Below are 24,749 nucleotides of genomic sequence, written 5' to 3'. Positions count from 1 at the left end.
CCACAGGCGCACGGGCGGAACCGGGGGTGGGGCGATGCGGCCGGGGGGCGGGGCAATGCGCAGACGGAACTGGGCCGGAGCGGCCACGGGGATGGCCGTCCTCGCCGCCGCGAGCGGGGCCATGGGCGCGGCCGCGGCCGACGGTCCCGGCGCCGGACGGCCGCCCGGCCAGGTCGGGTTCCCCACCCAGTGCCTGCCTCCGCAGGCGGCGGGACGACCGCCCGCCGACGGTCCCACCACCGCCGTGGTCGCCGTGGACAACCCCGCGCCGCGGGTCGGCGACACCGTCACCGTCACCTACCGGGTCACCGGCACTCCGGCCGTGAACCCGCTGCCCACCGGTCTGCCCGCCGACGTGCTCACCCCCACCGGCACCCTCCGGCTGGCCGGCGCGCAGTCCGGCGAGGTCACCGTCACCGGCGTCCGGCGCAACGACCCGGTGCCGGCCGGCGGGCGGCTCGGCACCTTCCTGATGACGGGCACCTTCACCGTCACCGCCGCCGGCGAGACCACCCTCGCCCCGGCCGGATACGCCCTCGGCGACACCACCTGCACCCCCGCCGGGCCGGTCCCCGTCTCCGCCCGCCTCACTGCCTCCCCGGCACCCACCGCCAACCTGCGGTACGTCGCCCTGGACGCGCCCCGCGGCCGGCCGGGCGACCGGGTGAGGGTGACGGCGGGCGGCTTCACCCCGGGCGCCGCCGTCACCGTGGCCGGGCGGGCCGGCACCGCGGTCACCGCCGACCGGGTCAGGGCCACCGCCGACGACCGCGGGTTCCTCACCGCGGACCTGGCCGTCGGCGACCGGGCCACCACCGCCGTGGTCGCCTGGGAAGGCCTCGCCTGGACGGCGGCCAAGGGCTCCGGGCCGGCCGCCTACGGAGTCGTCGAAGCCGTGCCCCTCCCGCCCGCGACCCAGCGGATCACCGCCACCGTCGAACCGGGCGGCCTGTCCATGACCCAGGAGGGCGAGGACATCGCCCTGGGCGCCGTCCCGTACGGCGAGGGCGGCGGCGCGGCCGGGAAGATCGGCACCGTCACGGTGAAGGACGCCCGCGGCGGCCCGGCCGGCTGGTCCCTGGTCGGCAAGGTCACCGACTTCTCCGGACCCGGCGGACACCGCATCCCCGGCGCCTCCCTCACCTGGACCCCGGCCTGCGCCACCGCCCCCGGCAGCACCGCCGCCTGTGCCCCGGGCAGCCCCGGCACGGTCGGCCCGGAGGGCGCCGTCCTCGCCTCGACCCCGGACGGCGAGGCGGTCGGCGGCACCTTCACGGTGGACGCCGGGGTCACCCTCCAGGTCCCGCCGTACGCACCGCCCGGCGCGTACACGGCCACCCTGACGCTGACCCTGTCTTGAACGGCCGGCTACCGCGACTCGGGGCCCTCGGCGTCCTCGCGGCCCTGCTGACGGCGCTGGCCGCCGTGTTCCTCGGCCCCGCCGGGACGGCCGCGGCCGCGGACAACGGCCAGTGGGCCGTACTGCCCTCAGCCACCGCGGCCGGGCAGCGGCCGTACTTCTACCTGGCGACGGCGCCCGGCGGGACGGTCACCGACGCCGTCACCCTCACCAACCGCACCGACCGGCCCCTCACCCTCCGCCTCTACGCCGCCGACGCCCACAACACGGCCCGGGACGGCGGCTTCGCCGTCCGCGGCCCCGAAGAACCGCGCCGCGCCACCGGCGCCTGGATCCGGCTCGGCCGGGACCGGGTCACCCTGCCGCCCCGCAGCACGCTGCAGGTCCCCTTCACCGTCGAGGTTCCCGAGCGGGCCGAACCCGGCGACCACCCCGGTGCCGTCGTCGCCGGGGAGGAGGCCGCGCAGCGCACCCCGCAGGGCATCGCCGTGCAGCAGGCCGTCGCCGCCCGCGTCCATCTCCGGGTCACCGGCCCCACCGCCCCCGCCCTCGCCGTCGAGGACCTCGCCGTACGCGGCCGGGCCGGGCGGGCCGGGCGGGCCGGGCGGGCCGAGATCACGTACACCCTCCACAACCTGGGGAACATCACCCTCCGTCCGCAGGCCACCGTCACGGCCACCGGGATCCTGGGACGTCCGCTGCTCCGCCGCCCGGCGGCCGGCCCGCCCGCCGAGCTGCTGCCCGGACAGCGGGTGGCGGTCACCGAACCGTGGACCGGGCCGCCGCCCTTCGGCTGGACCGAGGTGACCGTCCGGGCCGGCGCGGCCGGGACGGAGGGCCGGGCCGCCGCCGCGTACGCCGCCCACCCGGGGCTGCTCCCCGCGCTCGCCGGGGCGCTCCTGGCCGCCGCCCTGGCCCCCCTGCTCGCCCCCGCGGCGGCCGTCTGGTCGGCGCGGGCGGCGGCATCGGGGAGAATGGCCCGTATGAGCGATCGTTCCCCCGAGCCCACCGCCCCGCACCGTGCGGGTTTCGCCTGTTTCGTCGGCCGTCCCAACGCGGGCAAGTCGACCCTGACCAACGCACTGGTGGGCACGAAGGTCGCGATCACCTCCAACCGGCCGCAGACCACGCGGCACACCGTCCGCGGCATCGTGCACCGCCCGGACGCCCAGCTCGTCCTCGTCGACACGCCCGGCCTGCACAAGCCGCGCACGCTGCTCGGCGAGCGGCTGAACGACGTGGTGCGGACCACCTGGGCCGAGGTCGACGTCATCGGCTTCTGCCTGCCCGCCGACCAGAAGCTCGGCCCCGGCGACAAGTTCATCGCGAAGGAACTCGCGGGGATCAAGAAGACCCCCAAGATCGCCATCGTGACCAAGACGGACCTGGTCGACTCCAAGGCGCTCGCCGAGCAGCTGATCGCCATCCAGAAGCTGGGTGCCGAGCTCGGCATCGAGTGGGCCGAGATCGTGCCCGTCTCGGCCGTCGGCGACACGCAGGTGCAGCTCCTCGCCGACCTGATCGCCCCGATGCTGCCCGAGAGCCCGCCGCTCTACCCGGAGGGCGACCTCACCGACGAGCCCGAGATGGTGATGGTCGCGGAGCTGATCCGGGAGGCCGCGCTGGAGGGCGTACGGGACGAGCTGCCGCACTCCATCGCCGTGGTGGTCGAGGAGATGCTGCCGCGCGAGAACCGGCCCAAGGACCGCCCGCTGCTGGACATCCACGCGAATGTCTACATCGAGCGGCCCAGCCAGAAGGGCATCATCATCGGCCCCAAGGGCTCGCGCCTGAAGGAGGTCGGCATGAAGTCGCGCAAGCACATCGAGGCGCTGCTCGGCACGCCGGTCTTCCTCGACCTGCACGTGAAGGTCGCCAAGGACTGGCAGCGCGACCCCAAGCAGCTGCGCAAGCTCGGCTTCTGACGCCGGGCGCCGCCGCCCTCAGGGCCTGCCGTCCGTCCTGCCGCGCCTGCCAGTCCTGCTGTCCGCCAGACTTGCCGCCTGTCGGACCAGGTGTCCGTCAGGCCTCGCCGCCGTCAGGCCCGGCGCCGGACCTTGAGCGTGTTGTCGTAGCCGTGCCCCGGCCGGTCGGCCTCGGTGCCGGTCCGCTCGTGCTCCGCGCAGACCAGCACCTCCCAGCCGCCCTCGGGCAGCTCCAGGTCCGCCAGCACCTCCTGCGGGGTGGGGAGGTGCAGGTCCGGGTGCGGGTTCTCGGTTCCGGGCGCAGTACCTCCGTGGCCGGCGACCAGCAGGACGCCGCCGGGGGCGACGGCTGCCGCCGCGGTGCGCAGGATGCGCTCGCGGGGCATGTCCCCCGGGCTGTGCAGGAAGCAGGCGGACACCAGGTCGAACGTGCCGGCCGGGAAGGACTCCCCGAGGTCGTGGCGTTCGAATGTGATCCGGTCGGCCACCTCGGCCTCGGCCGCGTGCTCGGCGGCCCGTTCCAGGGCCACGGGCGAGATGTCGGTACCGGTCACCCGCCAGCCCCGGCGGGCCAGCCAGACCGCGTCGGCGCCCTCGCCGCAGCCGAGGTCCAGGGCGCGGCCGGGCGGCAGCTCCCCGGCCTCCCGGACCAGGACCGCATTGGGCCTGCCGCTCCAGATCCGCTCCTTCTCGCCGTAGAAGGAGTCCCAGAACTCCCGCTCCGAGGCGTGCGACTGGTGCGTGTTCCGGTGGTGCGCGTGCTGCTGGTGGTGCTCGTGGGTGTGCGCGTGCGGATGTCCGGCCATCGGGTGCCTCCGGTTCGGTCGTGCGGCGGGTATGTCCCCGATGCTCCGCCCGCCCTCCGGACCAGGGCAAACATCCTTGCCGTTCCGGCAAACGCGGGGCGGAGGCGGCCTCGCGGAGAAGAGCGGAAACGGAGCCAAAAGAGGGTGCCGGACCGGGCGTGCCTTGTTTGGATGGCCCGGTGACGATTCTTGACGATCTTGAGAGCTACTACGACACCGTGCCCCGCGTGGGCGGCGCCCGCCCCGAAGACCTCGGCGCGCTGACGCTGTTCGTGCAGGAGGGCAGCGGCTGGCCCTACTACGCCCGGCCCGCCCTCGGCGGCCACCCGGTGACCGCGGAGGACGTGCTGCGCGCCCGGGAGCGGCAGCGCGAGCTGAACGTTCCGGAGGCCTTCGAGTGGGTGGCCGAAACCACGCCCTCGATGGAGAAGGCCGCGCTCGCGGCGGGGCTGCACGTGCACGAGCACCCCCTGATGGCGCTGGACCCGGCTGCCGAAGCGCTGCCGCCGCACCCGGAGGTGCGGCTGCTGGACGCTGCCGACCCGCTGCTGGCGGCTGCGGTGACGGTACCGGCGCTGGCCTTCGCCGCCCCGGGCACCGCGCTCGGCGAGGCGGGACCGGCGGAGCTCGCGACGGCGCTGGCGGACCCGTCGACGGCCGGCCGGGCCGCGATGGTGTCCACCAAGATCAGCTCCGGCCGGAGCGCCCTGGCCGTGGCCGTGCGGGACGGGATGGTGCTCTGCTCCGGGATGTACAACCCGGTCGGCGGGGTGGCCGAGGTGGTCGCCGTCGGCACCCTGCCCGCCGCCCGGCGCCAGGGCCTGGCCCTTGCCGTGACGGCGGCCCTGGTCGCGGACGCCCGCGCACGCGGCGCGGAACTGGTCTTCCTGTCCGCGGGCGACGAGGACGTGGCACGGATCTACGGCCGCGCCGGCTTCCGCCGCGTCGGCACCGCCATGATCGCGGAGCCGCCCGCGCCGGCCTGACCGCAGGCACGGGTGTGAGGGGCGGGCCGGGAGGGCATCAGGCCCGTCCGGCCCGCCCGTCCCCGGCCCGCCGCTCAGGCGCCTTCCTTCAGCACCCGGCGGATCAGCCTGCGCTGCGCCTCCGTGACGTGCGGGTCGGCGCAGGACACGGTCCGCCCGTCCACCGTGATCCGGTACGAGAAGCCGTCCCGTACCTGGTGCCCGGACGGGTCCGGCGGCGGAGCCTGGAGCGCGAGCATGGCCAGGGCCTCCCACTCCTCCTCGTCGGCGAGGCCTTCGGTGTCCACCTCGGCCTGTCGCTCGATGCCCGCGAAGCCCCCGGTCCTCAGCACATGAATCCGCATGTCACCTTTCTACCGGGATCCGCCGGCACCGGCCCCGGAGAACGCCGGACCGGGGCACCGGCCGGGGTCCGCCGGGCCCGCCCTACCGGGACCGCCCTACGGGGTCCGGTCGGTCCCCACACCCACCAGGGACCACGCCTTGAGCACCGCCTGGTGCTCCTCGCCGCCGTCCCCGAACCGGGCCGCCGCTGCCGCCACGGTCAGCGAGGCGAAGTCGGTGAAGCTCGCGTCGACGGCCAGCTCGCCGCCGGTCAGCGTGTCGTACCAGATCTGCCCGGCCCGCTCCCACGCCTTGCCGCCGAGTGCGGTCGCCAGCTGGTAGAAGGCGTGGTTGGGGATGCCCGAGTTGATGTGCACCCCGCCGTTGTCCCGGCTGGTCTGCACGTAGTCGTCCATGGTGGCCGGCTGCGGGTCCTTGCCCAGCTCGTCGTCGTCGTACGCGGTGCCGGGCGCCTTCATCGAGCGCAGTGCGACCCCGCTGACGTCCGGCCCCAGCAGCCCGGCGCCGATCAGCCAGTCCGCCTGGTCGGCCGTCTGGTCCAGGGTGTACTGCTTGATCAGCGAGCCGAACACGTCCGACATCGACTCGTTCAGCGCGCCGGCCTGCTTGTAGTACTCCAGATTGGCCGTGTACTGGGTGACCCCGTGCGCCAGCTCGTGCCCGATGATGTCGACCGAGACGGTGAAGTCGAGGAACAGGTCGCCGTCCCCGTCGCCGAAGACCATCTGCCGGCCGTCCCAGAAGGCGTTGTTGTACTCCTGCCCGTAGTGGACGGTGGCGTCCAGTGCCAGCCCCGCGTCATCGATGGAGTGGCGTCCGAAAGCCTTGAGGAACAACTCGAAGGTCGCGCCCAGCCCCGCGTACGCGCGGTTCACGGTCGCGTCCCGGCCGGGCTCCGATCCCTCCTCGCGCACCTTGGTCCCGGGCAGCCGGGTCCGGTGCTGGGCGTCGTAGATCGTGCGCTCCGGCCGGTCCGGGGCCGCGGCGGCCAGCGTGGGGACGACCCCGCGCGCGGTGGTGATGCGGCGCCGGGCGCGCTGCAGGGAGTCGTGTTCGAGGGTGCGCTGCGCGACGTCGGCGCGCCGGACGTTCTCGGACAGCACGATCCGGTCGAGCAGGTGCGGGGGCACGATCGTGCAGAAGACGGGGTGGCGGTTGGCATCCATGCCCGGCAATGTGGCAGTGGGTCATGCCGGTGTCACTACCTGTGACCATGATTCATTCAGTTGACCGAAAGCGATTGCATGGCGTTGACGGATCCAACGGACTTCCCGCCCGAAGTGGAGTCAGGGGTCACAAACAGTGCAAATCGGACCATGGGGTCTTGCATACTGAAACGGCAACGCGCCCCCGCCGCGGTCTCGGTTAGGCTCCGGTCATCATGCGTAACTGGCTGCTTCTCCTTAGCTGCCGCGGCGAGGGCCTGTAGTCGTAGGTCGACCCCCTCCCCGCGGAGTCTGGTGTTGCGCCGTCCTCACCACCTGAGGCACGACCTGTCGGCCGTTCCAGCGAACACACGCGGACACGCGAGGAGCCCTACGCCATGAGCCAGCAGCACAGCTACGCCGGTCGCCCCACGCCCATCACCAACGCGACCCACTCCCAGAAGCCCTCCGGGATGCCGATCCACAAGTACGGCGCGTACGAGCAGGTGGACATCCCGGACCGCACCTGGCCGAACGCCCGGATCACCCGGGCTCCCCGCTGGCTGTCCACCGACCTGCGCGACGGCAACCAGTCGCTGATCGACCCGATGACCCCCGCCCGCAAGCGCGAGATGTTCGACCTGCTGGTACGCATGGGCTACAAGGAGATCGAGGTCGGCTTCCCCTCCTCCGGTGAGACCGACTTCGCCTTCGTGCGCTCCATCATCGAAGAGGGCGCGATCCCGGACGACGTCACCATCTCCGTGCTGACCCAGGCCCGCGAGGACCTGATCGAGCGGACCGTGGAGTCGCTGCGCGGCGCCAAGCGGGCCACCGTGCACATGTACAACGCGACCGCCCCGACCTTCCGCCGGGTCGTCTTCCGCGGCTCCAAGGAGCAGATCAAGCAGATCGCCGTCGACGGCACCCGCCTGGTCATGGAGTACGCCGAGAAGATCCTGGGCGACGACACGGTCTTCGGCTACCAGTACAGCCCCGAGATCTTCACCGACACCGAGCTGGACTTCGCCCTGGAGGTCTGCGAGGCGGTCTGCGACGTCTGGCAGCCCGGCCCCGGCCGCGAGATCATCCTGAACCTGCCGGCCACCGTCGAGCGCTCCACCCCCTCCACGCACGCGGACCGTTTCGAGTGGATGGCCCGCAACCTGACCCGCCGCGAGCACATCTGCATCTCCGTGCACCCGCACAACGACCGCGGCACCGCCGTCGCCGCCGCCGAGCTGGCCCTGATGGCCGGCGCGGACCGGATCGAGGGCTGCCTGTTCGGGCAGGGCGAGCGCACCGGCAACGTCGACCTGATCACCCTGGGCATGAACCTGTTCTCGCAGGGCGTCGACCCGCAGATCGACTTCTCGCAGATCGACGAGATCCGCCGGACCTCCGAGTACTGCAACCAGATGGAGGTCCACCCGCGCCACCCCTACGCGGGCGACCTGGTCTACACGGCCTTCTCCGGATCGCACCAGGACGCGATCAAGAAGGGCTTCGACGCCATGGAGGCCGACGCGGCCGCCCAGGGCAAGACGGTCGACGACATCGAGTGGGCGGTGCCGTACCTGCCGATCGACCCCAAGGACGTCGGCCGCTCCTACGAGGCGGTCATCCGGGTCAACTCGCAGTCCGGCAAGGGCGGTATCGCGTACGTCCTGAAGAACGACCACAAGCTGGACCTGCCGCGCCGCATGCAGATCGAGTTCTCGCGGATCATCCAGGCCAAGACCGACGCCGAGGGCGGCGAGGTCACCCCGAAGGCGATCTGGGACGTCTTCCAGGACGAGTACCTGCCCAACCCTGAGAACCCGTGGGGCCGGATCCAGCTGCGCTCGGGCTCGACGGCCACCGACAAGGACGGTACGGACACCCTGACCGTCGAGGCGGTCGTGGACGGCGCCGAGACCGTGCTGAGCGGTACCGGCAACGGCCCGATCTCGGCCTTCTTCGACGCGCTGGCGAGCATCGGCGTCGACGCCCGCCTGCTGGACTACACCGAGCACACCATGAGCGAGGGCGCCTCCGCGCAGGCCGCCTCGTACATCGAGTGCGCCATCGACGGCCGCGTGCTGTGGGGCATCGGCATCGACGCCAACACCACCCGCGCCTCGCTGAAGGCGGTCATCTCGGCGGTCAACCGCGCCGGCCGCTGACCGAAGGCCCGACCGGTCCGCCACGACGGCCCCCGACGCTCCGGAAGGAGCGTCGGGGGCCGTCGCGCCGTCCGGGCCGTGCCACGGGGCCTACTGGGCGAGGTAGCCGCCGTCCACCGGCAGCACCACTCCCGTGACGAAGGAGGCGGCGTCCGAGGCGAGGAAGGCGATGACCCGGGCCACCTCCTCCGGCTCGCCGATGCGGCCCATGGGGTGGGCGCGGGTGATCTGCTCCAGGTACTCCGGCCCGCCCGGCTCGTCGGGGAGGGCTCGGACCCGCTCCGTGCGGATGGTCCCGGGCGCGACCGCGTTGACGCGGATGCCGCGCGCCGCCCATTCCACCGCCAGGTGCCGGGTCAGGCCCGAGGCGACGAACTTGGCCGGCCCGTACGCCGCCTGCCGGGCCTGCCCGGCCAGCCCCGAGATGGAGGACACGCAGACCAGCGCGCCGCCGGCCGGCTGCTGGGCGGTCATCGCCTCGATGGCGTACTTGCAGGTCAGGAACATGCCGCGGCCGTCCACGGCCATGACGTGGTCCCAGATCTCCGGGGTGGTCTCCCGTACGTCCGACAGGGGGATCACGCCCGCGTTCGCCACGGCGACGTCGAGCCGCCCGTAGGCGGCCACCGCGGCCCCGATCATGGCCCGGTTCTGCTCCGGATCGGACACGTCGCCGGTGACGGTCTCGACCCCGAGGCCCTCCCCGGCCAGTTCCGTCCGCAGGGAGGCCAGTCCGGGGGCATGGATGTCGGCCGCGGTGACGCGGGCGCCCGAGCGGGCGAGGAACAGGGCGGTGGCGCGGCCGATACCGCTCGCGGCGCCGGTCACCAGACAGGACTTCTCGTGCACGGCGGTGAGGATAGGGGGCGCGGGGTGGTGAACAGGGGCGCGGATCGGCCAAGTCCCCGCGCCGACGGATGTTGTCCGGTCACACGACTGACGGATCCTCACCGATGTGGCTAACATCACGCCAACGCGGCGACGTCGCCGCTGGTTTACGGAGGTGGGACGTGCTGCCAGTGCGGGGTGGGACCAGCCGGAAGCTGATGCTCTGGGGCATCCGTACCACCTGGACCACCGTGAGCGACGGGGAGTTCTTCTGCCCCGGATGCGGCGGGGACCGGAACTACCGCCGCCGCACCGGCCGCCGTCGGTTCACCGTGCTGGGCGTACCCCTGTTGCCGCGCGGCCACGTCGGACCGGTGGTCGAATGCGCGGCCTGCCGCGAGCGGTTCGCCGCCGACGTCCTCGACCATCCGACCACCGCCCGCTTCTCCGCGATGCTCCGGGACGCGGTCCACACCGTCACCCTGGCCGTCCTCGCGGCCGGCGGAGCCGCCTCCCGCGCGGCGCTGGAGGCGGCGGTGGGCGTCGTACGGTCGGCGGGCTTCCAGGACTGTACGGAAGACCAGCTGGCGGCCCTGGTGGAGACGCTGACCTCGGACACCGGGCGGCTCCCGGGCCTCTACGACGGGCCCGAGTGCTGCGGGGCGGCGCTGTCGATCGAGCTGCACGAGGCGCTGGAACCGCTCTCCCCGCACCTGGCCGCGCCGGGCCGGGAGTCCCTGCTGCTGCAGGGGGCCCGGATCGCCCTGGCCGACGGCCCGTACACGCCGGCGGAGCGCGAGGTGCTGTCGACGGTGGGGGCCGCGCTGCGGCTGGACTCCGACGAGATCTCGCGCCTCCTGGCGGCCGTGCGCGCGGCCGGCTGAGCCCCCCGAGCGCCCTTTCGCGCCCTTTCGCTCCACGCGATGCCCTGTCCGCCGGCCCCGGGCCGGTCCGGTGGACAGGGCGCTACGCGCGTTTCACCCCTGTCACCTCGGGTGAACCTGCACGTCGGGCTGCAGGGAAGTGGGACAAAAGCCGCTCCTCCCGCATAACGATCCGGCCTCGGGGTGGCCATTACTCGCCCGTACGATCGACGGAGGGGTGCCGTCCGCAGTCGGGTGATCCACCAAGGGGACCTCCGGAAGTGTGGACTCCCGTTTGCGGACTCGAACTGACGTCCGGAGCGTTTATGCAGCTCAGACCCTGTGCGGTTCGCGACAGTGTGGCTGGAAAGCGATCCTCTGCCGATCCTGCCCATAGCCCCCTGGCGCATCGCCCGCCAGTGGAGGAACCAACAAATTCAACTTCTCCACACCTCAACACTTTGTGTAAGTCGACGATAGGTGTGGCGCCCCCCACAGGCGTTCAATTCCGGTCACACGAAGAGACGCCTGCTGTAACACAGTGGGGCTTCGATCCACGTGAATGCACTGAAAACCCTGGCGGAACCACGCACCACGATCCGCGCCTTGCCAGGGATAACCAGATCTCCTCTCATTTACCTCCCCGAAGGGCAAGGCAGAGATGGCACGTGTCGCCGCCCGGCTTTCCGACGGAAAGCAGAGCTCGCACCCGGTCGACGAGGTGCTCCCCGTCCCCAAGCTCGCGCTGTACGGTTTCCAGCACGTACTCGCCTTCTACGCAGGCGCGGTGATCGTCCCGATCATCGTCGGCAGCGCATTGAAGCTGAGCCCTGAACAGCTGGTCTACCTGATCAACGCGGACCTCTTCACCTGTGGTATCGCCTCGATCATCCAGGCATTCGGCATCGGCCGGATCGGTGCGCGACTGCCGCTGATCCAGGGCGTGACCTTCACGGCCGTCTCCCCGATGATCGCCATCGGCCTCGGGGCCGGCGGCGGCACCGCCGCCCTCCTGGTGATCTACGGCGCGGTCATCACGGCCGGTATCGCCACCTTCGCCTTCGCCTGGCTGCCGCCCAAGGCGTTCCGCAGTGTCATGCGGCTGTTCCCGCCGGTCGTCACCGGCACCGTGATCACCGTGCTCGGCATCGTGCTGCTGCCCGTCGGTCTCAACGACGCCGCCGGCGGCCTCGGCAGCCCCGACTTCGGTGACCCGAAGAACTTCGCCTACGCCGGCGGGACCATGCTCTTCATCCTGGTCCTGATGCGGATCGGCAAGCCGTTCCTCTCCTCGATCGCCATCCTCCTCGGCCTGGTCGGCGGCACCGTCGTCTCCTTCATCCTCGGCGACGCCAAGTTCGGCGACGTCTCCAAGGCGGACTGGGTCGGCATCACCACCCCGTTCCACTTCGGGGCCCCGAAGTTCGAGTGGTTCCCGATCGTCCTGATGCTCATCGTCATGCTGATCACCATGGTCGAGACCACCGGTGACACCTACGCCGTCGGTGACATCGTCGGCAAGGAGGTCGACAGCGAGACCGTGGCCCGCGCCCTGCGTGCCGACGGTGCCGCCACCGCCCTCGGCGGTGTGCTGAACTCCTTCCCGTACGTCGCCTTCGCCGAGAACGTCGGCCTGGTGCGGATGACCAAGGTCAAGAGCCGCTTCGTGGTCGTCGCCGCGGGTGTCTTCATGATCATCCTGGGCATGCTGCCCAAGGCCGCCGCCATCGTCGCCGCCGTCCCGCACGGAGTCCTCGGCGGCGCCGCGACCGTCATGTTCGGCATGGTCGCCCTGGCCGGTATCCAGACCCTCGCCAAGGTGGACCTGAAGGAGGAGAAGAACGCGCTGGTCGTGGGTGTCTCCCTGGCCTTCGCCCTGCTCCCGGCGACCGTCCCGGTCCTCTTCAAGGACCACATGAACCCCGACCTGTCCTCGCTGCTCAACAGCGGTGTGACGCTCGGTGCCACGGCCGCCATCGTCCTGAACCTGATCTTCAACGGCCTGGCCAAGGACGACGCCCACGACGTCGTGGCCACGATCCCGGCCCCGGCCGGCCCGGCCGCGACCGAGGCCGCCGCGAAGTCCGAGGCCGCCGCGAAGTCCGAGGCCGGCGACGACGTTCCGGCCGTCGTTCCCGCAGCCGCCCCGGAGGCCACCTCCGGCGAGGCCGGAGAAGCCGACGAGGCGGGCGAGACCGCCAAGACGCCGGCGGGCTGATCCCCCAGTCCTCCCAAGGGGTGATGGCCCCCGACCGGACCCACGTCCGGCCGGGGGCCATCGCTGTCCGACCCACCGGCGACAATGGGCCCATGAGTCTGTTCCGCGACGACGGCATCGTGCTGCGCACCCAGAAGCTGGGTGAGGCGGACCGCATCATCACGCTGCTGACGCGCGGACACGGGCGGGTCCGGGCCGTGGCCCGGGGCGTACGCCGCACCAAGTCCAAGTTCGGGGCCCGGCTGGAACCCTTCTCCCACGCCGACGTGCAGTTCTTCGCCCGCGGCAGCGAACTGGTCGGCCGCGGCCTGCCGCTCTGCACCCAGACCGAGATCATCGCCCCGTACGGCAACGGCATCGTCACCGACTACGCCCGCTACACCGCCGGCACGGCCATGCTGGAGACCGCCGAGCGGTTCACCGAGAACGAGGGGGAGCCCGCCGTCCAGCAGTACCTGCTGCTCGTCGGCGCCCTGCGCACCCTCTCCCGCGGCGAGCACGCCCCGCACCTCATCCTGGACGCCTTCCTGCTCCGCTCCCTCGCCGTCAACGGCTACGCCCCCTCCTTCGAGGACTGCGCGAAGTGCGGCATCCACGGCCCCAACAGGCACTTCTCCGTGGCCGCGGGCGGGGTCGTATGCGGCGACTGCCGGGTCGCCGGAAGCGTCGTACCATCTGCTGAGGCCATCGGGCTGCTCAGCGCCCTGCTGACGGGGGACTGGGCGACGGCCGACGCGGCGGAGCCGCGGTACGTGCGCGAGGGGAGCGGACTCGTCTCCGCCTATCTGCACTGGCATCTGGAGCGCGGGCTGCGTTCCCTGCGTTACGTAGAGAAGTGACCGAGATCGGAGACCAAAGCGCATGGCAGTACGCGGATTCCTGGGACGCTCCCGCCGCGAGTACACGCTTCCCGAGCCGCACCCCTCCGGCGCAGTGCCGCCGAAGATCCCGGGCGAGCTGGTACCGGAGCACGTCGCGATCGTGATGGACGGCAACGGCCGCTGGGCCAAGGAGCGGGGCCTGCCGCGCACCGAGGGCCACAAGGTCGGCGCCGAGCGGGTCCTGGACGTCCTCCAGGGCGCGATCGAGATGGGCGTCAAGAACATCTCCCTCTACGCCTTCTCCACCGAGAACTGGAAGCGCTCGCCCGACGAGGTCCGCTTCCTGATGAACTTCAACCGCGACTTCATCCGCAAGACCCGCGACCAGCTCGACGAGCTCGGCATCCGGGTGCGCTGGGCTGGCCGGATGCCCAGGCTGTGGAAGTCGGTGGCCAAGGAGCTCCAGGTCGCGCAGGAGCAGACCAAGGGCAACGACAAGCTGACCCTGTACTTCTGCATGAACTACGGCGGCCGGGCCGAGATCGCCGATGCCGCGCAGGCCCTCGCCGAGGACGTGAAGGCCGGCCGTCTCGACCCGTCGAAGGTCAGCGAGAAGACCCTCGCCAAGTACCTCTACTACCCGGACATGCCGGACGTGGACGTGTTCCTGCGCCCCAGCGGCGAGCAGCGCACCTCCAACTTCCTGCTCTGGCAGAGCGCGTACGCCGAGATGGTCTTCCAGGACGTGCTGTGGCCGGACTTCGACCGCCGCCATCTGTGGAACGCCTGCCTGGAGTACGCCCAGCGGGACCGCCGCTTCGGCGGCGCCATCCCCAACCAGGTCGACTCCGAGGGCCCCGGCTCGAACGGCTGACCGTCGCGCCCGTACGATCCCCGCTCATGGACGTCATGGGCGGGGATCAGCATTTCCACACGAACGAGCCGGCACCCGGGGGGCCCGCCGTCGAGTTCCGCTACACGCCGACACCGGCGGACATGAGGGAGGCGCTGCGGGCCCGGTACCGCACTCCCGCCGGCCGCCGCCAGCGCTTGCCCTGGGCGCTCACCGGCCTGATGGCGCCCCTCTTCGCGGGACTGCTGACCGCGCTGGACGGCGGGGTGAGCCCGGTGGCCGTCGGCCTCCTCGCGCTGACCGTCATCAGCTGGGTGTACGTGTTCCTCGGCCACCGGCTCATGGCGCGGGCCGCCTCGGGGATGCTGGAGACCGCGGGGGAGTGCGGGACCTCCGTCGACGCCCGGGGGCTCGCCGTGAACGGAGCCGAGACCTCCACGTTCCACGCCTGGTCCGTCTTCGCCCACTACGCCGAGACGCCGGCCACCTTCGCGCTGTTCTCGCGTGACAAGCAGGCCGTCGTGGTCATGGTGCTGCCCAAGCGCGGCCTCGCGGCCCCGGAGGCCGCCGAGCGCCTGCGCGTCCTGCTGGAGCGGAACCTGAAGCGGGTATAGGGCCTGTCCGGCGGATCATGGCCAGGGCCGCGCCGCCTGGCACGGCACCTCGCCGCGTTGCCGAAACGCCCCGACAGCTCCGCTACCGAGGCGCTCCGGCGCCTTGCGATGCGTCCCCTCGGCCCTGGCGGGCCTGGGGAGACTAGGCGGCGGCCGCGCAGTCCGCGCAGGTGCCGAAGATCTCCACCGTGTGGGCGACGTTCACGAAGCCGTGCTCCGCGGCGATCGCGTCGGCCCACTTCTCCACCGCCGGGCCCTCCACCTCCACGGCCCTGCCGCAGCCGCGGCAGACCAGGTGGTGGTGGTGTTCGCCGGTGGAGCAGCGGCGGTAGACCGACTCGCCGTCACTGGTGCGCAGCACGTCGACCTCCCCGGCGTCGGCCAGGGACTGCAGGGTGCGGTAGACGGTGGTCAGGCCCACGGAGGCGCCGCGGTGTTTGAGCATGTCGTGCAGCTCCTGGGCGCTGCGGAACTCGTCCACCTCGTCCAGGGCGGCCGCGACGGCCGCGCGCTGCCGGGTGGAGCGTCCTCGTACTGGCGCGGTATTCGTCTCGCCAGGAGCAGTCGCCACCGGTTCCTCCTCGTATCGGCCTGGGGCCATTGTGCCAGGCGGGCCCGCCGCCCTAGACCCTTACGTCGTCCTGTACGCCGTCCCGCGGGCAGAGCTGCCCGTCGGGTGCGGCGCCCGCCGCGGCCCGGGCCCGGCGGCGGGCCAGCGGGGTGGCCAGGGCCGTCATGATCATGAACACGGCGATGGCGAGCAGCACGATCGTGGCGCCGGACGGCGCGTCGATGTAGTACGTGGCGGCCGTGCCGGACAGCGACACGGTCACGCTGATCGCGATGGCCAGGCCCAGCGTCGCCGCGAAGCTCCGGGTCATCCGCTGCGCCGCGGCGACCGGGATCACCATCATCGCGCTGACCAGCAGCAGGCCGACGATCCGCATCGCCACGGTGACGGTGACCGCGGCGGTGACCGCGATCAGCAGGTTCAGCGCCCGTACCGGCAGACCGGTGACCCGGGCGAACTCCTCGTCCTGGCAGACCGCGAACAGCTGCCTGCGCAGTCCGATGGTCGCCGCGATGACGAACGCGGCGAGGATCACCATGGCGGTGACGTCCTCGGGGGTGACGGTGGTGATCGAGCCGAACATGGCGCTGACCAGGTTGGCGGTCGAGCCGCCCGGGGCCAGGTTGATGATCATGACACCGCCGGCCAGGCCGCCGTAGAAGAGCATGGCGAGCGCGACGTCGCCGCTGGTCCTCCCGCGGGAGCGGATCAGCTCCATGCCGACCGCGCCGAGCACGGCGACCAGGGTGGCCATCCACACCGGGCTGGTCTGGAAGAGGAACCCGAGGGCGACACCGGTCATGGCCACGTGGCCGAGGCCGTCGCCCATGAGGGCCTGCCGCCGCTGGACCAGGTAGGTGCCGATGGCGGGTGCGGTGATGCCGACCAGCGTGGCCGCGATCAGGGCCCGCTGCATGAAGGCGTCGTTGAGGATTTCCATCAGCTCAGCAGTCCCGTCCGGAGCGGCTCGGCGTCGTGCGCCGCGTGGGGGTGTACGTGGTCGTGGCCGGGCAGCGCGTGCTGTCCGACGGCCTCCGGCGGGGGACCGTCGTGCACCACGCACCCGTCGCGCAGGACGACGGCCCGGTCGATCAGCGGTTCCAGCGGGCCGAGCTCGTGCAGCACGAGGAGGACCGTGGAGCCGGCGGCGACCTGGGCGCGCAGCGCGTTCGCGAGGACTTCCTGGTTGTCGAGGTCCACGCCGGCCATCGGCTCGTCCATGATCAGGAGTTCCGGCTCCACGGAGAGCGCACGGGCGATCAGCACCCGCTGGTGCTGGCCGCCGGAAAGGGCGCTCACCGAGGCGGAGGCGTACGCGCGCATGTCGACGAGGTCGAGGGCGCGGTCCACGGCGGCCCGGTCGGCGGCGCGCGGGAGGCCGAACCGGCGGCGGGCCAGCCGGCCGGAGGAGACCACTTCACGGACGGTGGCGGGAACCCCGCCGGCGGCGGTGGTCCGCTGGGGGACGTAGCCGACCCTGGACCAGTCGCGGAAGCGCCGGAACTCGGTGCCGAAGAGCGAGAGTTCGCCGGAGTTCAGCGGGACCTGGCCGACGACGGCGCGTACGGCGGTGGACTTGCCGGAACCGTTGGCGCCGAGCAGCGCGACGACCTCGCCGCGGTGCACGGTGAGGTCGACGCCGCGCAGCACCGGGCGCGAGCCGAGCGAGGCGGTGGCCCCGCGCAGGGATATCACGGCATCCGTCGTCATTGCTTGCTCCCCAGCGCCTTCTGCAGGTTCTTCAGGTTGGACCGCATGACCTCGAAGTAGTCAGCGCCCTGGGACTTGTCGGTGATTCCCTCCAGCGGGTCGAGCACGTCCGTCTTCAGGCCGGCGTCCGCGGCGAGGGACTTGGCGGTCTTGTCGCTGGCCAGGGTCTCGAAGAAGACGGTGCTGACGTTCTCCTTCTTCGCGAGCTCCTGGAGTTCCCTGATCCGGGCCGGGCTGGGTTCGGACTGGGGGTCCATGCCGGATATGGACTCCTGGTCCAGCCCGTAGCGCTCGGCGAGGTAGCCGAAGGCGGAGTGGGAGGTGATGAAGGTCTTGGCGGAGGTGTTCGCCAGGCCGTTCTTGAACTCGGTGTCCAGCGCGGCCAGTTTGCCGACCAGTTCCTCGGTGTTCTTCTTGTACTCGGCCGCGTGGGCCGGGTCGGCCTTCTCCAGGGCGGCGCCGGTGCCCTTGGCGATCTCCGCGTACTTGACCGGGTCGAGCCAGACGTGCGGGTCCTGGCCGGCCTCGCCGTGGTCGTGGCCGTCGCCTTCCTCGTGGCCGGAGGTGTGGTGCTCCTCCAGCTCGGTGAGGGTGCCGGCGTCGACGACGGTCTTCACGCCGGACTGGGCGACGGCCTTGTCGACGGCGGGCTGCAGGTTCTTGAGGTAGAGCACGACATCGGCCTCGCCGAGCTGCCCGGTCTGCCTCGGGGTGAGCTCCAGGTCGTGCGGTTCGACGCCCGGCTTGGTCAGGGAGGTGACCGCCACGTGGTCCTTGCCGATCTGCTCGGCGAGGAATCGCATCGGGTAGAACGACGCCGTCACGGCGAGCCTGCCGTCCTCTCCGCCGCCCGCGGCTTCGGCTCCTGAGCAGGCGGTCAGCGTCGCGGCCCCGAGGGCGACGGCTCCGGCGAGGGCGGCGGAGGGTATGAGGCGTCGTGCGTTCATGACATCCATTTTCATCAAAGATGGAAACCGTTGTCAAAAACCCAGGTGAGGGGCCGGAAAAGCGGAACCGATTTGATCGGGGAGGGGCGGCCGCCGGTAACCTGAGGCATTCGCGTTCGTCCTCGTAATGAAGAGAGCATCGTGGCCGCCGACAAGATCGACACCATCGTCAGCCTCAGCAAGCGCCGTGGCTTCGTCTACCCCTGCAGTGAGATCTACGGCGGCTCCAAGGCCGCCTGGGACTACGGGCCGCTCGGTGTCGAGCTCAAGGAGAACATCAAGCGCCAGTGGTGGAAGGCCATGGTCACCGGGCGTGAGGACATCGTCGGCATCGACTCGTCCGTGATCCTCGCCCCCGAGGTCTGGGTGGCCTCCGGTCACGTGGCGACCTTCTCGGACCCGCTGACCGAGTGCACCTCCTGCCACAAGCGCCACCGCGCCGACCACCTGGAGGAGGCGTACGAGGCCAAGCACGGCCGCGTCCCCGCCAACGGCCTGGCCGACGTCAACTGCCCGAACTGTGGCACCAAGGGCCAGTTCACCGAGCCCAAGCAGTTCTCCGGCATGCTGGAGACCCACCTCGGCCCGACCCAGGACACCGGCTCCAAGGCCTACCTGCGCCCCGAGACCGCCCAGGGCATCTTCACCAACTTCGCCCAGGTGCAGCAGACTTCCCGCAAGAAGCCGCCGTTCGGCATCGCGCAGATGGGCAAGTCCTTCCGCAACGAGATCACGCCCGGCAACTTCATCTTCCGGACCCGCGAGTTCGAGCAGATGGAGATGGAGTTCTTCGTCAAGCCGGGCGAGGACGAGCAGTGGCAGGAGTACTGGATGCAGGAGCGGTGGAACTGGTACCGCGACCTCGGCATCCGCGAGGAGAACATCCGCTGGTACGAGCACCCGAAGGAGAAGCTGTCCCACTACTCGAAGCGCACCGCCGACATCGAGTACCGCTTCAACTTCGGCGGCAGTGAGTTCTCCGAGCTCGAAGGCGTGGCCAACCGCACCGACTTCGACCTCAAGGCCCACTCCGAGGCCTCCGGCCAGGACCTGTCCTTCTTCGACCAGGAGGCCGGCGAGCGCTACGTCCCGTACGTCATCGAGCCCGCGGCCGGCGTGAACCGCGCCATGCTCGCCTTCCTGCTCGACGCGTACACCGAGGACGAGGCCCCGAACGCCAAGGGCGTCATGGAGAAGCGCACCGTGATGCGCCTCGACCCGCGCCTGGCCCCGGTCAAGGTCGCCGTGCTGCCGCTGTCCCGCAACGAGAAGCTGTCGCCGAAGGCCAAGGGCCTCGCGGCCGACCTGCGGAAGTTCTGGAACATCGAGTTCGACGACGCCGGCGCCATCGGCCGCCGCTACCGCCGCCAGGACGAGATCGGTACGCCGTTCTGCGTCACGGTCGACTTCGACACCCTGGACGACAACGCGGTGACCGTGCGCGAGCGCGACACCATGAAGCAGGAGCGCGTCTCCCTGGACCAGATCCAGGGCTACCTGGGCGCCCGCCTGCTGGGCTGCTAGGTCAGGACACGCGAGGGGCCCGGTGCGCGCGAGCGCACCGGGCCCCTCGTCGTACGCGGGCGTATCCGGGTGTACCCGGGTCAGGACGCGGAGCCCTGGGCGGCCGCGGCGGCGGCACGTGCTTCGCCCTCGGCCCGGGAGCGCTTGCCGTACCACGCGGTCCACAGGGCCAGCGCGCCCAGCACGCCGTAGATCATGAACGGGCTGAGGGTCACCATGGTGTCGGTGTCCAGCGAGTACGCCAGGGCGATGCGCACGCCGGCCTCGGCCAGGTAGGCCACGCCCCAGACCGTGGTCATCACGATCATGGTCCGCCGGAAGCCCTCGAACTGCCACAGGCCGTTCCACCAGGCGGTGCTCTCGGGAGTGCCGTCGGTGGCGAACTTCCGCCCGAAGTAGAACATCAGCGGACGCGGCGCCAGCAGGGTGGAAAGGCAGAGCAGCCCGAACAGGCCGGTCACCCCGGAGTCCTTGACCAGGAGGGTCCGGGCCGAGTGGTCGCCCAGGAGCGAGACCACGGCCGTGATGACGATGAACACCAGCGTGACGACGGCGAACTCGTCGAGCTTGCGCCGCCAGGCCACCATGACGGCGGTGTCCAGCACCGGCCACGCGCTGCTGGCCAGCAGTGCGGCGAACTCGCTCCAGCCGTGGTCGTCCTTGAGCGTGTTGTAGGTGAGGATCGGCGCTACGACGTTGAGCAGGATGGTGAGGACCCAGCCGATCGCGGCCGCGGATCCGGAGCGGGCGGGTGGTTCCGGGCGGGTGTCCGGAACGGACGCCGTGGACATGTTTCCCCCTGAGACGAGACGAAGAGCGGATGAGTGCGGTCTGGGGGACGGTAGGCCACGGATGGGCACGGGGTCACCACGCCCGGCTCAAATGATCACCAACTCTTCGGAATCGGCTGTTCCAGGTGATCGCGCAGGTCAGGGGCGGGAGTTGGGCGACCGGATCAGGCCCTCAGGCCGCGGACCACCAGGGAGGACACGGCCTCGAACTCGGCGGCGATGGTGGGGCTCTGCCACTCGGCCGCGTACTGCGGGTCGTGGAACCGGGCGGTGGCGTCGAAGACGGCACGCGCCGAGGCCGGGGCGTCCGCGGCGGACAGGGTGCCGGCGGTCACCCCCTCCTCGATGATCCGGGTCAGCTGGGCGACGAGCTCGGCGAGGTGGGCGTCGACCACCCCGCTGTTCTCCGCGAGCAGCACCGTGTAGGTGGCGAAGAGCTCCGGATCGTCTCCCGCCTTGTGCCGCTTGGCCTCGAACAGGGCCTCCAGCCAGGACTCCAGCTTCGAGGGCGCCGGCTCGGCCGGGGCGGCGGCGATCTCGGCCAGCCGCCCGACCGTCCTGCCCAGCCAGCGGTCGGTGACCGCCTCGCGCAGCGCCGCCTTCGAGGGGAAGTGCCGGTACACGCTGCCGTGGCTGACCCCCAGCGCCCGTGCCACGTCGACCACGGTGGCCTTGGCCGGGCCGTAGCGGCGCAGCACGTCCTCGGTGACTTCGAGGATGCGGTCGGGGGTCAGGGCTTCGGGCGGCATGACTCGACCGTACCGGGCGCTCAGTGCTCGCTGTCGAGGTGGGCCATCTGGGCGGCCGGGTAGCGCTCGCCGGCCGCCGAACCGGCGGGCACGGCGGCCTCGACGGCGGCCAGATCCTCCGGGCCGAGCTCCACGTCCAGCGCACCCAGTGCCTCGGCGAGCCGGTCCCGGCGGCGGGCCCCGACCAGCGGGACGATGTCCACCCCGTGCCGCGGGCCCTGGGCGAGGACCCAGGCGATGGCCGTCTGGGCCACGCTGACGCCCTTGTCCTCGGCCACCTTGCGCAGCGAGTCCACCAGCGCGAGGTTGTGGTCCAGGTTCTCGCCCTGGAAGCGGGGGCTCATGCCGCGGAAGTCGCCGGGGCCGAGCAGCCGGTCCCGGGTGAAGTGCCCGCTGATCAGGCCGCGGGAGAGGACGCCGTACGCCGTGACGCCGATGCCCAGCTCGCGTGCGGTCGGCAGGATCTCCGCCTCGATGCCGCGGGAGATGAGCGAGTACTCGATCTGCAGGTCGGCGATGGGGGCGACAGCTGCCGCCCGGCGCATGGTGTCGGCGCCGACCTCGGAGAGTCCGATGTGCCGGACGTGCCCGGCCTGCACGGCCTCGGCGATCGCGCCGATCGTCTCCTCGATCGGCACGTCGGGGTCGACCCGGGCGATGCGGTAGATGTCGATGTGGTCCCGGCCGAGCCGCTGGAGCGAGTAGGCCAGGAAGTTCTTCACGGCCTCCGGGCGGCCGTCGTATCCGGTGAAGCCGCCCTCCACCGTGCGCAGGGCTCCGAACTTGACGCTGGTCAGGGCCTGCTCGCGGGCCGACCGCGGGGCCGTGCGGAGGGCCTCGGCGATCAGCAGCTCGTTGTGCCCCATGCCGTAGAAGTCGCCCGTGTCGAGCAGGGTGACCCCGGCGTCGAGGGCGGCGTGGATGGTGGCGATCGATTCGGCCCGGTCCGCCTCTCCGTAGAGGGCGGACATGCCCATGCAGCCGAGGCCGAGGGGGAACACGGCCGGACCGGCGGAGCCGAGCGTGCGGTGCTGAGGGGTGTTCGCGGGAGTGGTCATGCAAGAAGAGTGGCATGACCGCTGACAGATTTCAATATCTGTCAGCGGTCATCCCTCCGATCGGGTTATGCCGCGAGGATGCCGAGGGTGAGCGAGGTGCCGGCCAGCAGGCCGAGCACCACCGCCGGGGCCACATCCCAGTCCTTCGCCCGCAGGTGCGCGATCACCGCACCGGCGAAGAACAGGACGACGCCGATCGCGGCGGCGGCGCCGAGCAGGGGCACCCAGAGCCCCGCGACCAGCCCGATCGCGCCCGCGGCCTTCACGGCGGCCAGTCGGGGCAGCCAGGAGTCCGGGATGTCCAGCCTGCGCATGTTGCCGACGATCTGCGGGTGCCGCCGGAACTGGGCGGCCGCGGAAGCGGCGAGGGCGAGGGCGAGGAGCGCCGAGACGACGGCGAAGGCGATGAACATGAGCAACTCCAATGGTCTTGAGCGGTCAATCATTGAATAGCATCAACGATTGGCAGATCGCAATCATTAGTTCGCTGATACGGTGCTCGTATGACGACGGATCCGGACCCCATGCGCCGCCTGGGCCTGCAGCTGGCCTGGCACGGCTCGGTCACCCAGACGCGGATCCGCAAGGCGCTCGGCGCGGCCGGCCTCACCCCCCGGCACGCCATGACCCTCATGCACCTGGACGCCGGCCCGATCGGCCAGCGTGCGCTCGCCGAGCGGCTGGAGGTCGACCCGAGCGTGCTCGTCGGCATCCTCAACGACCTGGAGACCGAGGGCCTGGTAGAGCGCCGCCGGGACCCGGCCGACCGGCGCCGCCACATCGTGGCGATCACCGGCAGCGGCTCGGCCGCCCTCGGAAAGACCAACGCCGCGCTCGACGAGGTCGAGCGCGGCATCTTCGGCAACCTCTCCGACGAGGAGTGCGAGCAGCTGCGCACCCTCCTCGGCCGGGTGAACTCCTCCGCGGAGGACTTCACCTGCGGCGAGTAGCCCGGCCGGGTCCCGGGGCGGCCGGCGTACGTCCGGTCACTCGGAGCGGGGCGGCCCGGAGGCCATGGCGGCCGGACCGGGGCCGGCCGGCGGCTCCTCCAGGGCCGCGGCCGTCCGGGCGGCCGTCGCGCGCGCCCAGGCGCCGCTGCTCACCACGCCCAGCACCAGCGTGAGCGCCCCGCAGAGCGTGATGATCCACCAGGCCGGCCGGGCGGCCTCGGCGAAGTCGCCGCCGCGGGCCAGACCCGCCGCCAGCACCGAGCCGATCACCGCCACCCCCAGCGTGCCGCCGGTCTGCCGGCTGGTGGCCGCGACCGCCGCCGCCACCCCCGCCTGGGAGCGCGGCATGCCCGAGACCGCCGTGTTGGTGATCGGCGAGTTGACCATGCCGAAGCCCAGGCCGAACAGCAGGTAGGCGGTCAGCATCAGCCAGACCTGGTCCTCCGCCGAGAACGCGGCGAACAGCAGGCCGCTCGACCCCATCCCCAGACCCGCCACCACCAGCGGCAGCCGCGGCCCCCGGCTGCCCACCAGCCGCCCGGACAGCGGGGCGATCAGGCAGGTCATCAGCGCCAGCGGCAGCATCCACAGACCCGCCGACAGGGCGTCCAGCCCGCGTACGTCCTGCAGGTAGAGGGTGGTCAGGAAGAGGTACCCGGACAGCCCGGCGAAGGCGCAGATCGCGATCACCACGGCTCCGCTGAAGGGCACGCTCCGGAAGAACCGGGGGTCGATGAGCGGGTCCACCCGCCGGGGCTCGTACACCAGCAGTCCCACGAAGGCGGCCACGGCGACCGCGGCGCACCCCAGGACCAGCCCCGAGCGCAGCCCGGCCGTGGGCGCCTCGATGATCCCGTACGTCAGCGAGCCCAGCAGGGCCATGATCAGCACCTGCCCGACCGGATCGGGACGGCGCGGCCGGGGCGCCCGCGACTCCGGGACGTACTTCAGGGTGAGCAGCAGTGCGAGCAGACCGATCGGCAGGTTGAGCCAGAAGATGGAGCGCCAGCCCACCGAGTCCACCAGCACCCCGCCGACCACTGGGCCGGCCGCCATGGCGATGCCGGCCACCCCGCCCCAGACCCCGATCGCGCGGGCACGCGCGGCCGGTTCGGTGAAGGTGTTGGCGATGATCGACAGGGCGACGGGGTTGAGCATGGCCGCGCCCACCGCCTGGAGTGCGCGGAAGGCGATCAGCCACTCCAGGCCCGGGGCCAGCGAGCAGAGCAGCGAGCCCAGGGTGAACAGGACCAGCCCCGCCACGAAGACCTTGCGGCGGCCGATCCGGTCGGCAGTGGAGCCCATCAGCATCAGCAGTGAGGCCATCACCAGGGTGTAGGCGTCGATGGTCCACTGCAGGCCCGAGACGGGAGCGTCGAGCTCGCGTTTCATCTGTGGCAGGGCGACGTTCAGGACGGTGTTGTCGAGGCTGACGATCAGCAGGCTCATGCAGCAGATCGCCAGCACGAGCATGCGGTGCCGGTGGCCGGTCTCGCTCATGGCGCCGATCGTACGGACAC

The 24,749-nt window shown here is 71.7% G+C and carries 24 protein-coding genes; 11 read left to right on the top strand and 13 right to left on the bottom strand.

Annotated elements, in window-relative coordinates; all coding sequences use genetic code 11:
* Window positions 1–55 precede the first annotated feature (55 nt).
* The gene (locus AC067U_RS07955) at window positions 56–1,360 is read left to right on the top strand and encodes a WxL domain-containing protein (RefSeq protein ID WP_478828768.1); all 1,305 of its coding nucleotides are present in this window, start codon (window positions 56–58) and stop codon (window positions 1,358–1,360) included.
* Window positions 1,361–2,334: 974 nt separating this feature from the next.
* Entirely contained in the window at window positions 2,335–3,285 is a 951-nt protein-coding gene (era, locus tag AC067U_RS07950) for a GTPase Era (RefSeq protein ID WP_478828946.1), read from the top strand.
* A gap of 113 nt (window positions 3,286–3,398) precedes the next feature.
* On the opposite strand, the gene AC067U_RS07945 is transcribed toward era, so the two are convergent.
* Window positions 3,399–4,091 (bottom strand): class I SAM-dependent methyltransferase, encoded by a 693-nt coding sequence (locus AC067U_RS07945; RefSeq protein ID WP_478828767.1) that lies wholly within the window; start codon window positions 4,089–4,091, stop codon window positions 3,399–3,401.
* A gap of 179 nt (window positions 4,092–4,270) precedes the next feature.
* Between AC067U_RS07945 and AC067U_RS07940 the strand changes: the two genes are divergently transcribed.
* Window positions 4,271–5,077, top strand: coding sequence for a GNAT family N-acetyltransferase (locus AC067U_RS07940; protein WP_478828766.1), 807 nt, complete (start codon window positions 4,271–4,273; stop codon window positions 5,075–5,077).
* A gap of 74 nt (window positions 5,078–5,151) precedes the next feature.
* Here the strand turns inward: AC067U_RS07940 and AC067U_RS07935 are convergent, their stop codons facing one another.
* Both AC067U_RS07935 and AC067U_RS07930 read right to left on the bottom strand, forming a co-directional pair.
* Entirely contained in the window at window positions 5,152–5,421 is a 270-nt protein-coding gene (locus AC067U_RS07935; protein WP_478828765.1) for a protealysin inhibitor emfourin, read from the bottom strand.
* Between the two features lie 96 nt (window positions 5,422–5,517).
* Entirely contained in the window at window positions 5,518–6,588 is a 1,071-nt protein-coding gene (locus tag AC067U_RS07930) for a M4 family metallopeptidase (RefSeq protein ID WP_478828764.1), read from the bottom strand.
* Window positions 6,589–6,965: 377 nt separating this feature from the next.
* Here AC067U_RS07930 and leuA point away from each other — a divergent pair, with 377 nt between their 5' ends.
* A complete protein-coding gene (leuA, locus tag AC067U_RS07925; RefSeq protein WP_478828763.1) occupies window positions 6,966–8,732 on the top strand; it encodes a 2-isopropylmalate synthase in 1,767 nt (588 codons plus the stop codon).
* A gap of 90 nt (window positions 8,733–8,822) precedes the next feature.
* On the opposite strand, the gene AC067U_RS07920 is transcribed toward leuA, so the two are convergent.
* Complete coding sequence (locus tag AC067U_RS07920) at window positions 8,823–9,581, bottom strand: SDR family NAD(P)-dependent oxidoreductase (RefSeq protein WP_478828762.1); 759 nt, start codon at window positions 9,579–9,581, stop codon at window positions 8,823–8,825.
* A 161-nt stretch (window positions 9,582–9,742) separates the two neighbouring features.
* Here AC067U_RS07920 and AC067U_RS07915 point away from each other — a divergent pair, with 161 nt between their 5' ends.
* The 5 genes from AC067U_RS07915 to AC067U_RS07895 all read left to right on the top strand — a co-directional run bounded on the left by AC067U_RS07915 (window position 9,743) and on the right by AC067U_RS07895 (window position 14,929).
* A complete protein-coding gene (locus AC067U_RS07915; RefSeq protein ID WP_478828761.1) occupies window positions 9,743–10,444 on the top strand; it encodes a TerB family tellurite resistance protein in 702 nt (233 codons plus the stop codon).
* Window positions 10,445–11,084: 640 nt separating this feature from the next.
* Entirely contained in the window at window positions 11,085–12,641 is a 1,557-nt protein-coding gene (locus tag AC067U_RS07910; RefSeq protein ID WP_478828760.1) for a nucleobase:cation symporter-2 family protein, read from the top strand.
* Between the two features lie 92 nt (window positions 12,642–12,733).
* The gene (recO, locus tag AC067U_RS07905; protein ID WP_478828759.1) at window positions 12,734–13,480 is read left to right on the top strand and encodes a DNA repair protein RecO; all 747 of its coding nucleotides are present in this window, start codon (window positions 12,734–12,736) and stop codon (window positions 13,478–13,480) included.
* Window positions 13,481–13,502: 22 nt separating this feature from the next.
* Entirely contained in the window at window positions 13,503–14,336 is an 834-nt protein-coding gene (locus AC067U_RS07900) for an isoprenyl transferase (RefSeq protein ID WP_478828758.1), read from the top strand.
* A 26-nt stretch (window positions 14,337–14,362) separates the two neighbouring features.
* Entirely contained in the window at window positions 14,363–14,929 is a 567-nt protein-coding gene (locus tag AC067U_RS07895; RefSeq protein ID WP_478828757.1) for a YcxB family protein, read from the top strand.
* A 142-nt stretch (window positions 14,930–15,071) separates the two neighbouring features.
* Here the strand turns inward: AC067U_RS07895 and AC067U_RS07890 are convergent, their stop codons facing one another.
* The 4 genes from AC067U_RS07890 to AC067U_RS07875 are packed head-to-tail and all read right to left on the bottom strand — an operon-like array spanning window position 15,072 to window position 18,157.
* Window positions 15,072–15,500: a Fur family transcriptional regulator gene (locus tag AC067U_RS07890; protein ID WP_478828756.1), complete on the bottom strand. Its 429-nt coding sequence runs from the start codon at window positions 15,498–15,500 to the stop codon at window positions 15,072–15,074.
* 52 nt (window positions 15,501–15,552) lie between these two features.
* Window positions 15,553–16,440 carry a metal ABC transporter permease gene (locus tag AC067U_RS07885; protein ID WP_478828755.1) on the bottom strand — a complete coding sequence of 296 codons (888 nt, stop codon included), beginning with the start codon at window positions 16,438–16,440 and terminating at the stop codon, window positions 15,553–15,555.
* Window positions 16,440–17,210, bottom strand: a complete 771-nt coding sequence (locus AC067U_RS07880) for a metal ABC transporter ATP-binding protein (protein WP_478828754.1) — start codon at window positions 17,208–17,210, stop codon at window positions 16,440–16,442. Before AC067U_RS07880 ends, AC067U_RS07885 begins: the two co-directional genes overlap by 1 nt.
* Window positions 17,207–18,157, bottom strand: coding sequence for a metal ABC transporter substrate-binding protein (locus AC067U_RS07875; RefSeq protein ID WP_478828753.1), 951 nt, complete (start codon window positions 18,155–18,157; stop codon window positions 17,207–17,209). The genes AC067U_RS07880 and AC067U_RS07875 overlap by 4 nt, the downstream gene beginning before the upstream one ends.
* A gap of 141 nt (window positions 18,158–18,298) precedes the next feature.
* Between AC067U_RS07875 and AC067U_RS07870 the strand changes: the two genes are divergently transcribed.
* Window positions 18,299–19,681, top strand: a complete 1,383-nt coding sequence (locus AC067U_RS07870) for a glycine--tRNA ligase (RefSeq protein ID WP_478828752.1) — start codon at window positions 18,299–18,301, stop codon at window positions 19,679–19,681.
* 80 nt (window positions 19,682–19,761) lie between these two features.
* On the opposite strand, the gene AC067U_RS07865 is transcribed toward AC067U_RS07870, so the two are convergent.
* From AC067U_RS07865 to AC067U_RS07850, 4 genes are all read right to left on the bottom strand, one after another.
* The gene (locus AC067U_RS07865) at window positions 19,762–20,472 is read right to left on the bottom strand and encodes a VC0807 family protein (protein ID WP_478828751.1); all 711 of its coding nucleotides are present in this window, start codon (window positions 20,470–20,472) and stop codon (window positions 19,762–19,764) included.
* A gap of 164 nt (window positions 20,473–20,636) precedes the next feature.
* Window positions 20,637–21,221 (bottom strand): TetR/AcrR family transcriptional regulator, encoded by a 585-nt coding sequence (locus tag AC067U_RS07860; RefSeq protein ID WP_478828750.1) that lies wholly within the window; start codon window positions 21,219–21,221, stop codon window positions 20,637–20,639.
* Window positions 21,222–21,241: 20 nt separating this feature from the next.
* On the bottom strand, window positions 21,242–22,279 hold the full coding sequence (locus tag AC067U_RS07855) for an aldo/keto reductase (protein WP_478828749.1): 1,038 nt from the start codon (window positions 22,277–22,279) through the stop codon (window positions 21,242–21,244).
* Window positions 22,280–22,344: 65 nt separating this feature from the next.
* Window positions 22,345–22,692, bottom strand: a complete 348-nt coding sequence (locus AC067U_RS07850; protein ID WP_478828748.1) for a DoxX family protein — start codon at window positions 22,690–22,692, stop codon at window positions 22,345–22,347.
* Window positions 22,693–22,782: 90 nt separating this feature from the next.
* On the opposite strand from AC067U_RS07850, the gene AC067U_RS07845 reads away from it, so the two are divergent.
* A complete protein-coding gene (locus tag AC067U_RS07845) occupies window positions 22,783–23,229 on the top strand; it encodes a MarR family winged helix-turn-helix transcriptional regulator (RefSeq protein ID WP_478828747.1) in 447 nt (148 codons plus the stop codon).
* A gap of 36 nt (window positions 23,230–23,265) precedes the next feature.
* Here the strand turns inward: AC067U_RS07845 and AC067U_RS07840 are convergent, their stop codons facing one another.
* Window positions 23,266–24,729 (bottom strand): MFS transporter, encoded by a 1,464-nt coding sequence (locus tag AC067U_RS07840; protein WP_478828746.1) that lies wholly within the window; start codon window positions 24,727–24,729, stop codon window positions 23,266–23,268.
* Between the last annotated feature and the right edge of the window lie 20 nt (window positions 24,730–24,749).

This window comes from Streptomyces sp. NPDC043853, from assembly GCF_056436025.1.
Note: the sequence above shows the minus strand (reverse complement) of the source record. Positions and strands in the feature narration are given on the sequence as shown.

Bases quoted from the DNA above. Each gene is read 5' to 3' on its own strand.
- AC067U_RS07860 (WP_478828750.1), bottom strand. From the start codon at position 21,221: ATGCCGCCCGAAGCCCTGACCCCCGACCGCATCCTCGAAGTCACCGAG.
- recO (WP_478828759.1), top strand. From the start codon at position 12,734: ATGAGTCTGTTCCGCGACGACGGCATCGTGCTGCGCACCCAGAAGCTG.
- AC067U_RS07955 (WP_478828768.1), top strand. From the start codon at position 56: ATGCGCAGACGGAACTGGGCCGGAGCGGCCACGGGGATGGCCGTCCTC.
- AC067U_RS07855 (WP_478828749.1), bottom strand. From the start codon at position 22,279: ATGACCACTCCCGCGAACACCCCTCAGCACCGCACGCTCGGCTCCGCC.
- AC067U_RS07910 (WP_478828760.1), top strand. From the start codon at position 11,085: ATGGCACGTGTCGCCGCCCGGCTTTCCGACGGAAAGCAGAGCTCGCAC.
- AC067U_RS07935 (WP_478828765.1), bottom strand. From the start codon at position 5,421: ATGCGGATTCATGTGCTGAGGACCGGGGGCTTCGCGGGCATCGAGCGA.
- AC067U_RS07845 (WP_478828747.1), top strand. From the start codon at position 22,783: ATGACGACGGATCCGGACCCCATGCGCCGCCTGGGCCTGCAGCTGGCC.
- leuA (WP_478828763.1), top strand. From the start codon at position 6,966: ATGAGCCAGCAGCACAGCTACGCCGGTCGCCCCACGCCCATCACCAAC.
- AC067U_RS07840 (WP_478828746.1), bottom strand. From the start codon at position 24,729: ATGAGCGAGACCGGCCACCGGCACCGCATGCTCGTGCTGGCGATCTGC.
- AC067U_RS07900 (WP_478828758.1), top strand. From the start codon at position 13,503: ATGGCAGTACGCGGATTCCTGGGACGCTCCCGCCGCGAGTACACGCTT.
- AC067U_RS07875 (WP_478828753.1), bottom strand. From the start codon at position 18,157: ATGAACGCACGACGCCTCATACCCTCCGCCGCCCTCGCCGGAGCCGTC.
- AC067U_RS07865 (WP_478828751.1), bottom strand. From the start codon at position 20,472: ATGTCCACGGCGTCCGTTCCGGACACCCGCCCGGAACCACCCGCCCGC.
- AC067U_RS07945 (WP_478828767.1), bottom strand. From the start codon at position 4,091: ATGGCCGGACATCCGCACGCGCACACCCACGAGCACCACCAGCAGCAC.
- AC067U_RS07885 (WP_478828755.1), bottom strand. From the start codon at position 16,440: ATGGAAATCCTCAACGACGCCTTCATGCAGCGGGCCCTGATCGCGGCC.
- AC067U_RS07895 (WP_478828757.1), top strand. From the start codon at position 14,363: ATGGACGTCATGGGCGGGGATCAGCATTTCCACACGAACGAGCCGGCA.
- AC067U_RS07850 (WP_478828748.1), bottom strand. From the start codon at position 22,692: ATGTTCATCGCCTTCGCCGTCGTCTCGGCGCTCCTCGCCCTCGCCCTC.
- AC067U_RS07930 (WP_478828764.1), bottom strand. From the start codon at position 6,588: ATGGATGCCAACCGCCACCCCGTCTTCTGCACGATCGTGCCCCCGCAC.
- AC067U_RS07880 (WP_478828754.1), bottom strand. From the start codon at position 17,210: ATGACGACGGATGCCGTGATATCCCTGCGCGGGGCCACCGCCTCGCTC.
- era (WP_478828946.1), top strand. From the start codon at position 2,335: ATGGCCCGTATGAGCGATCGTTCCCCCGAGCCCACCGCCCCGCACCGT.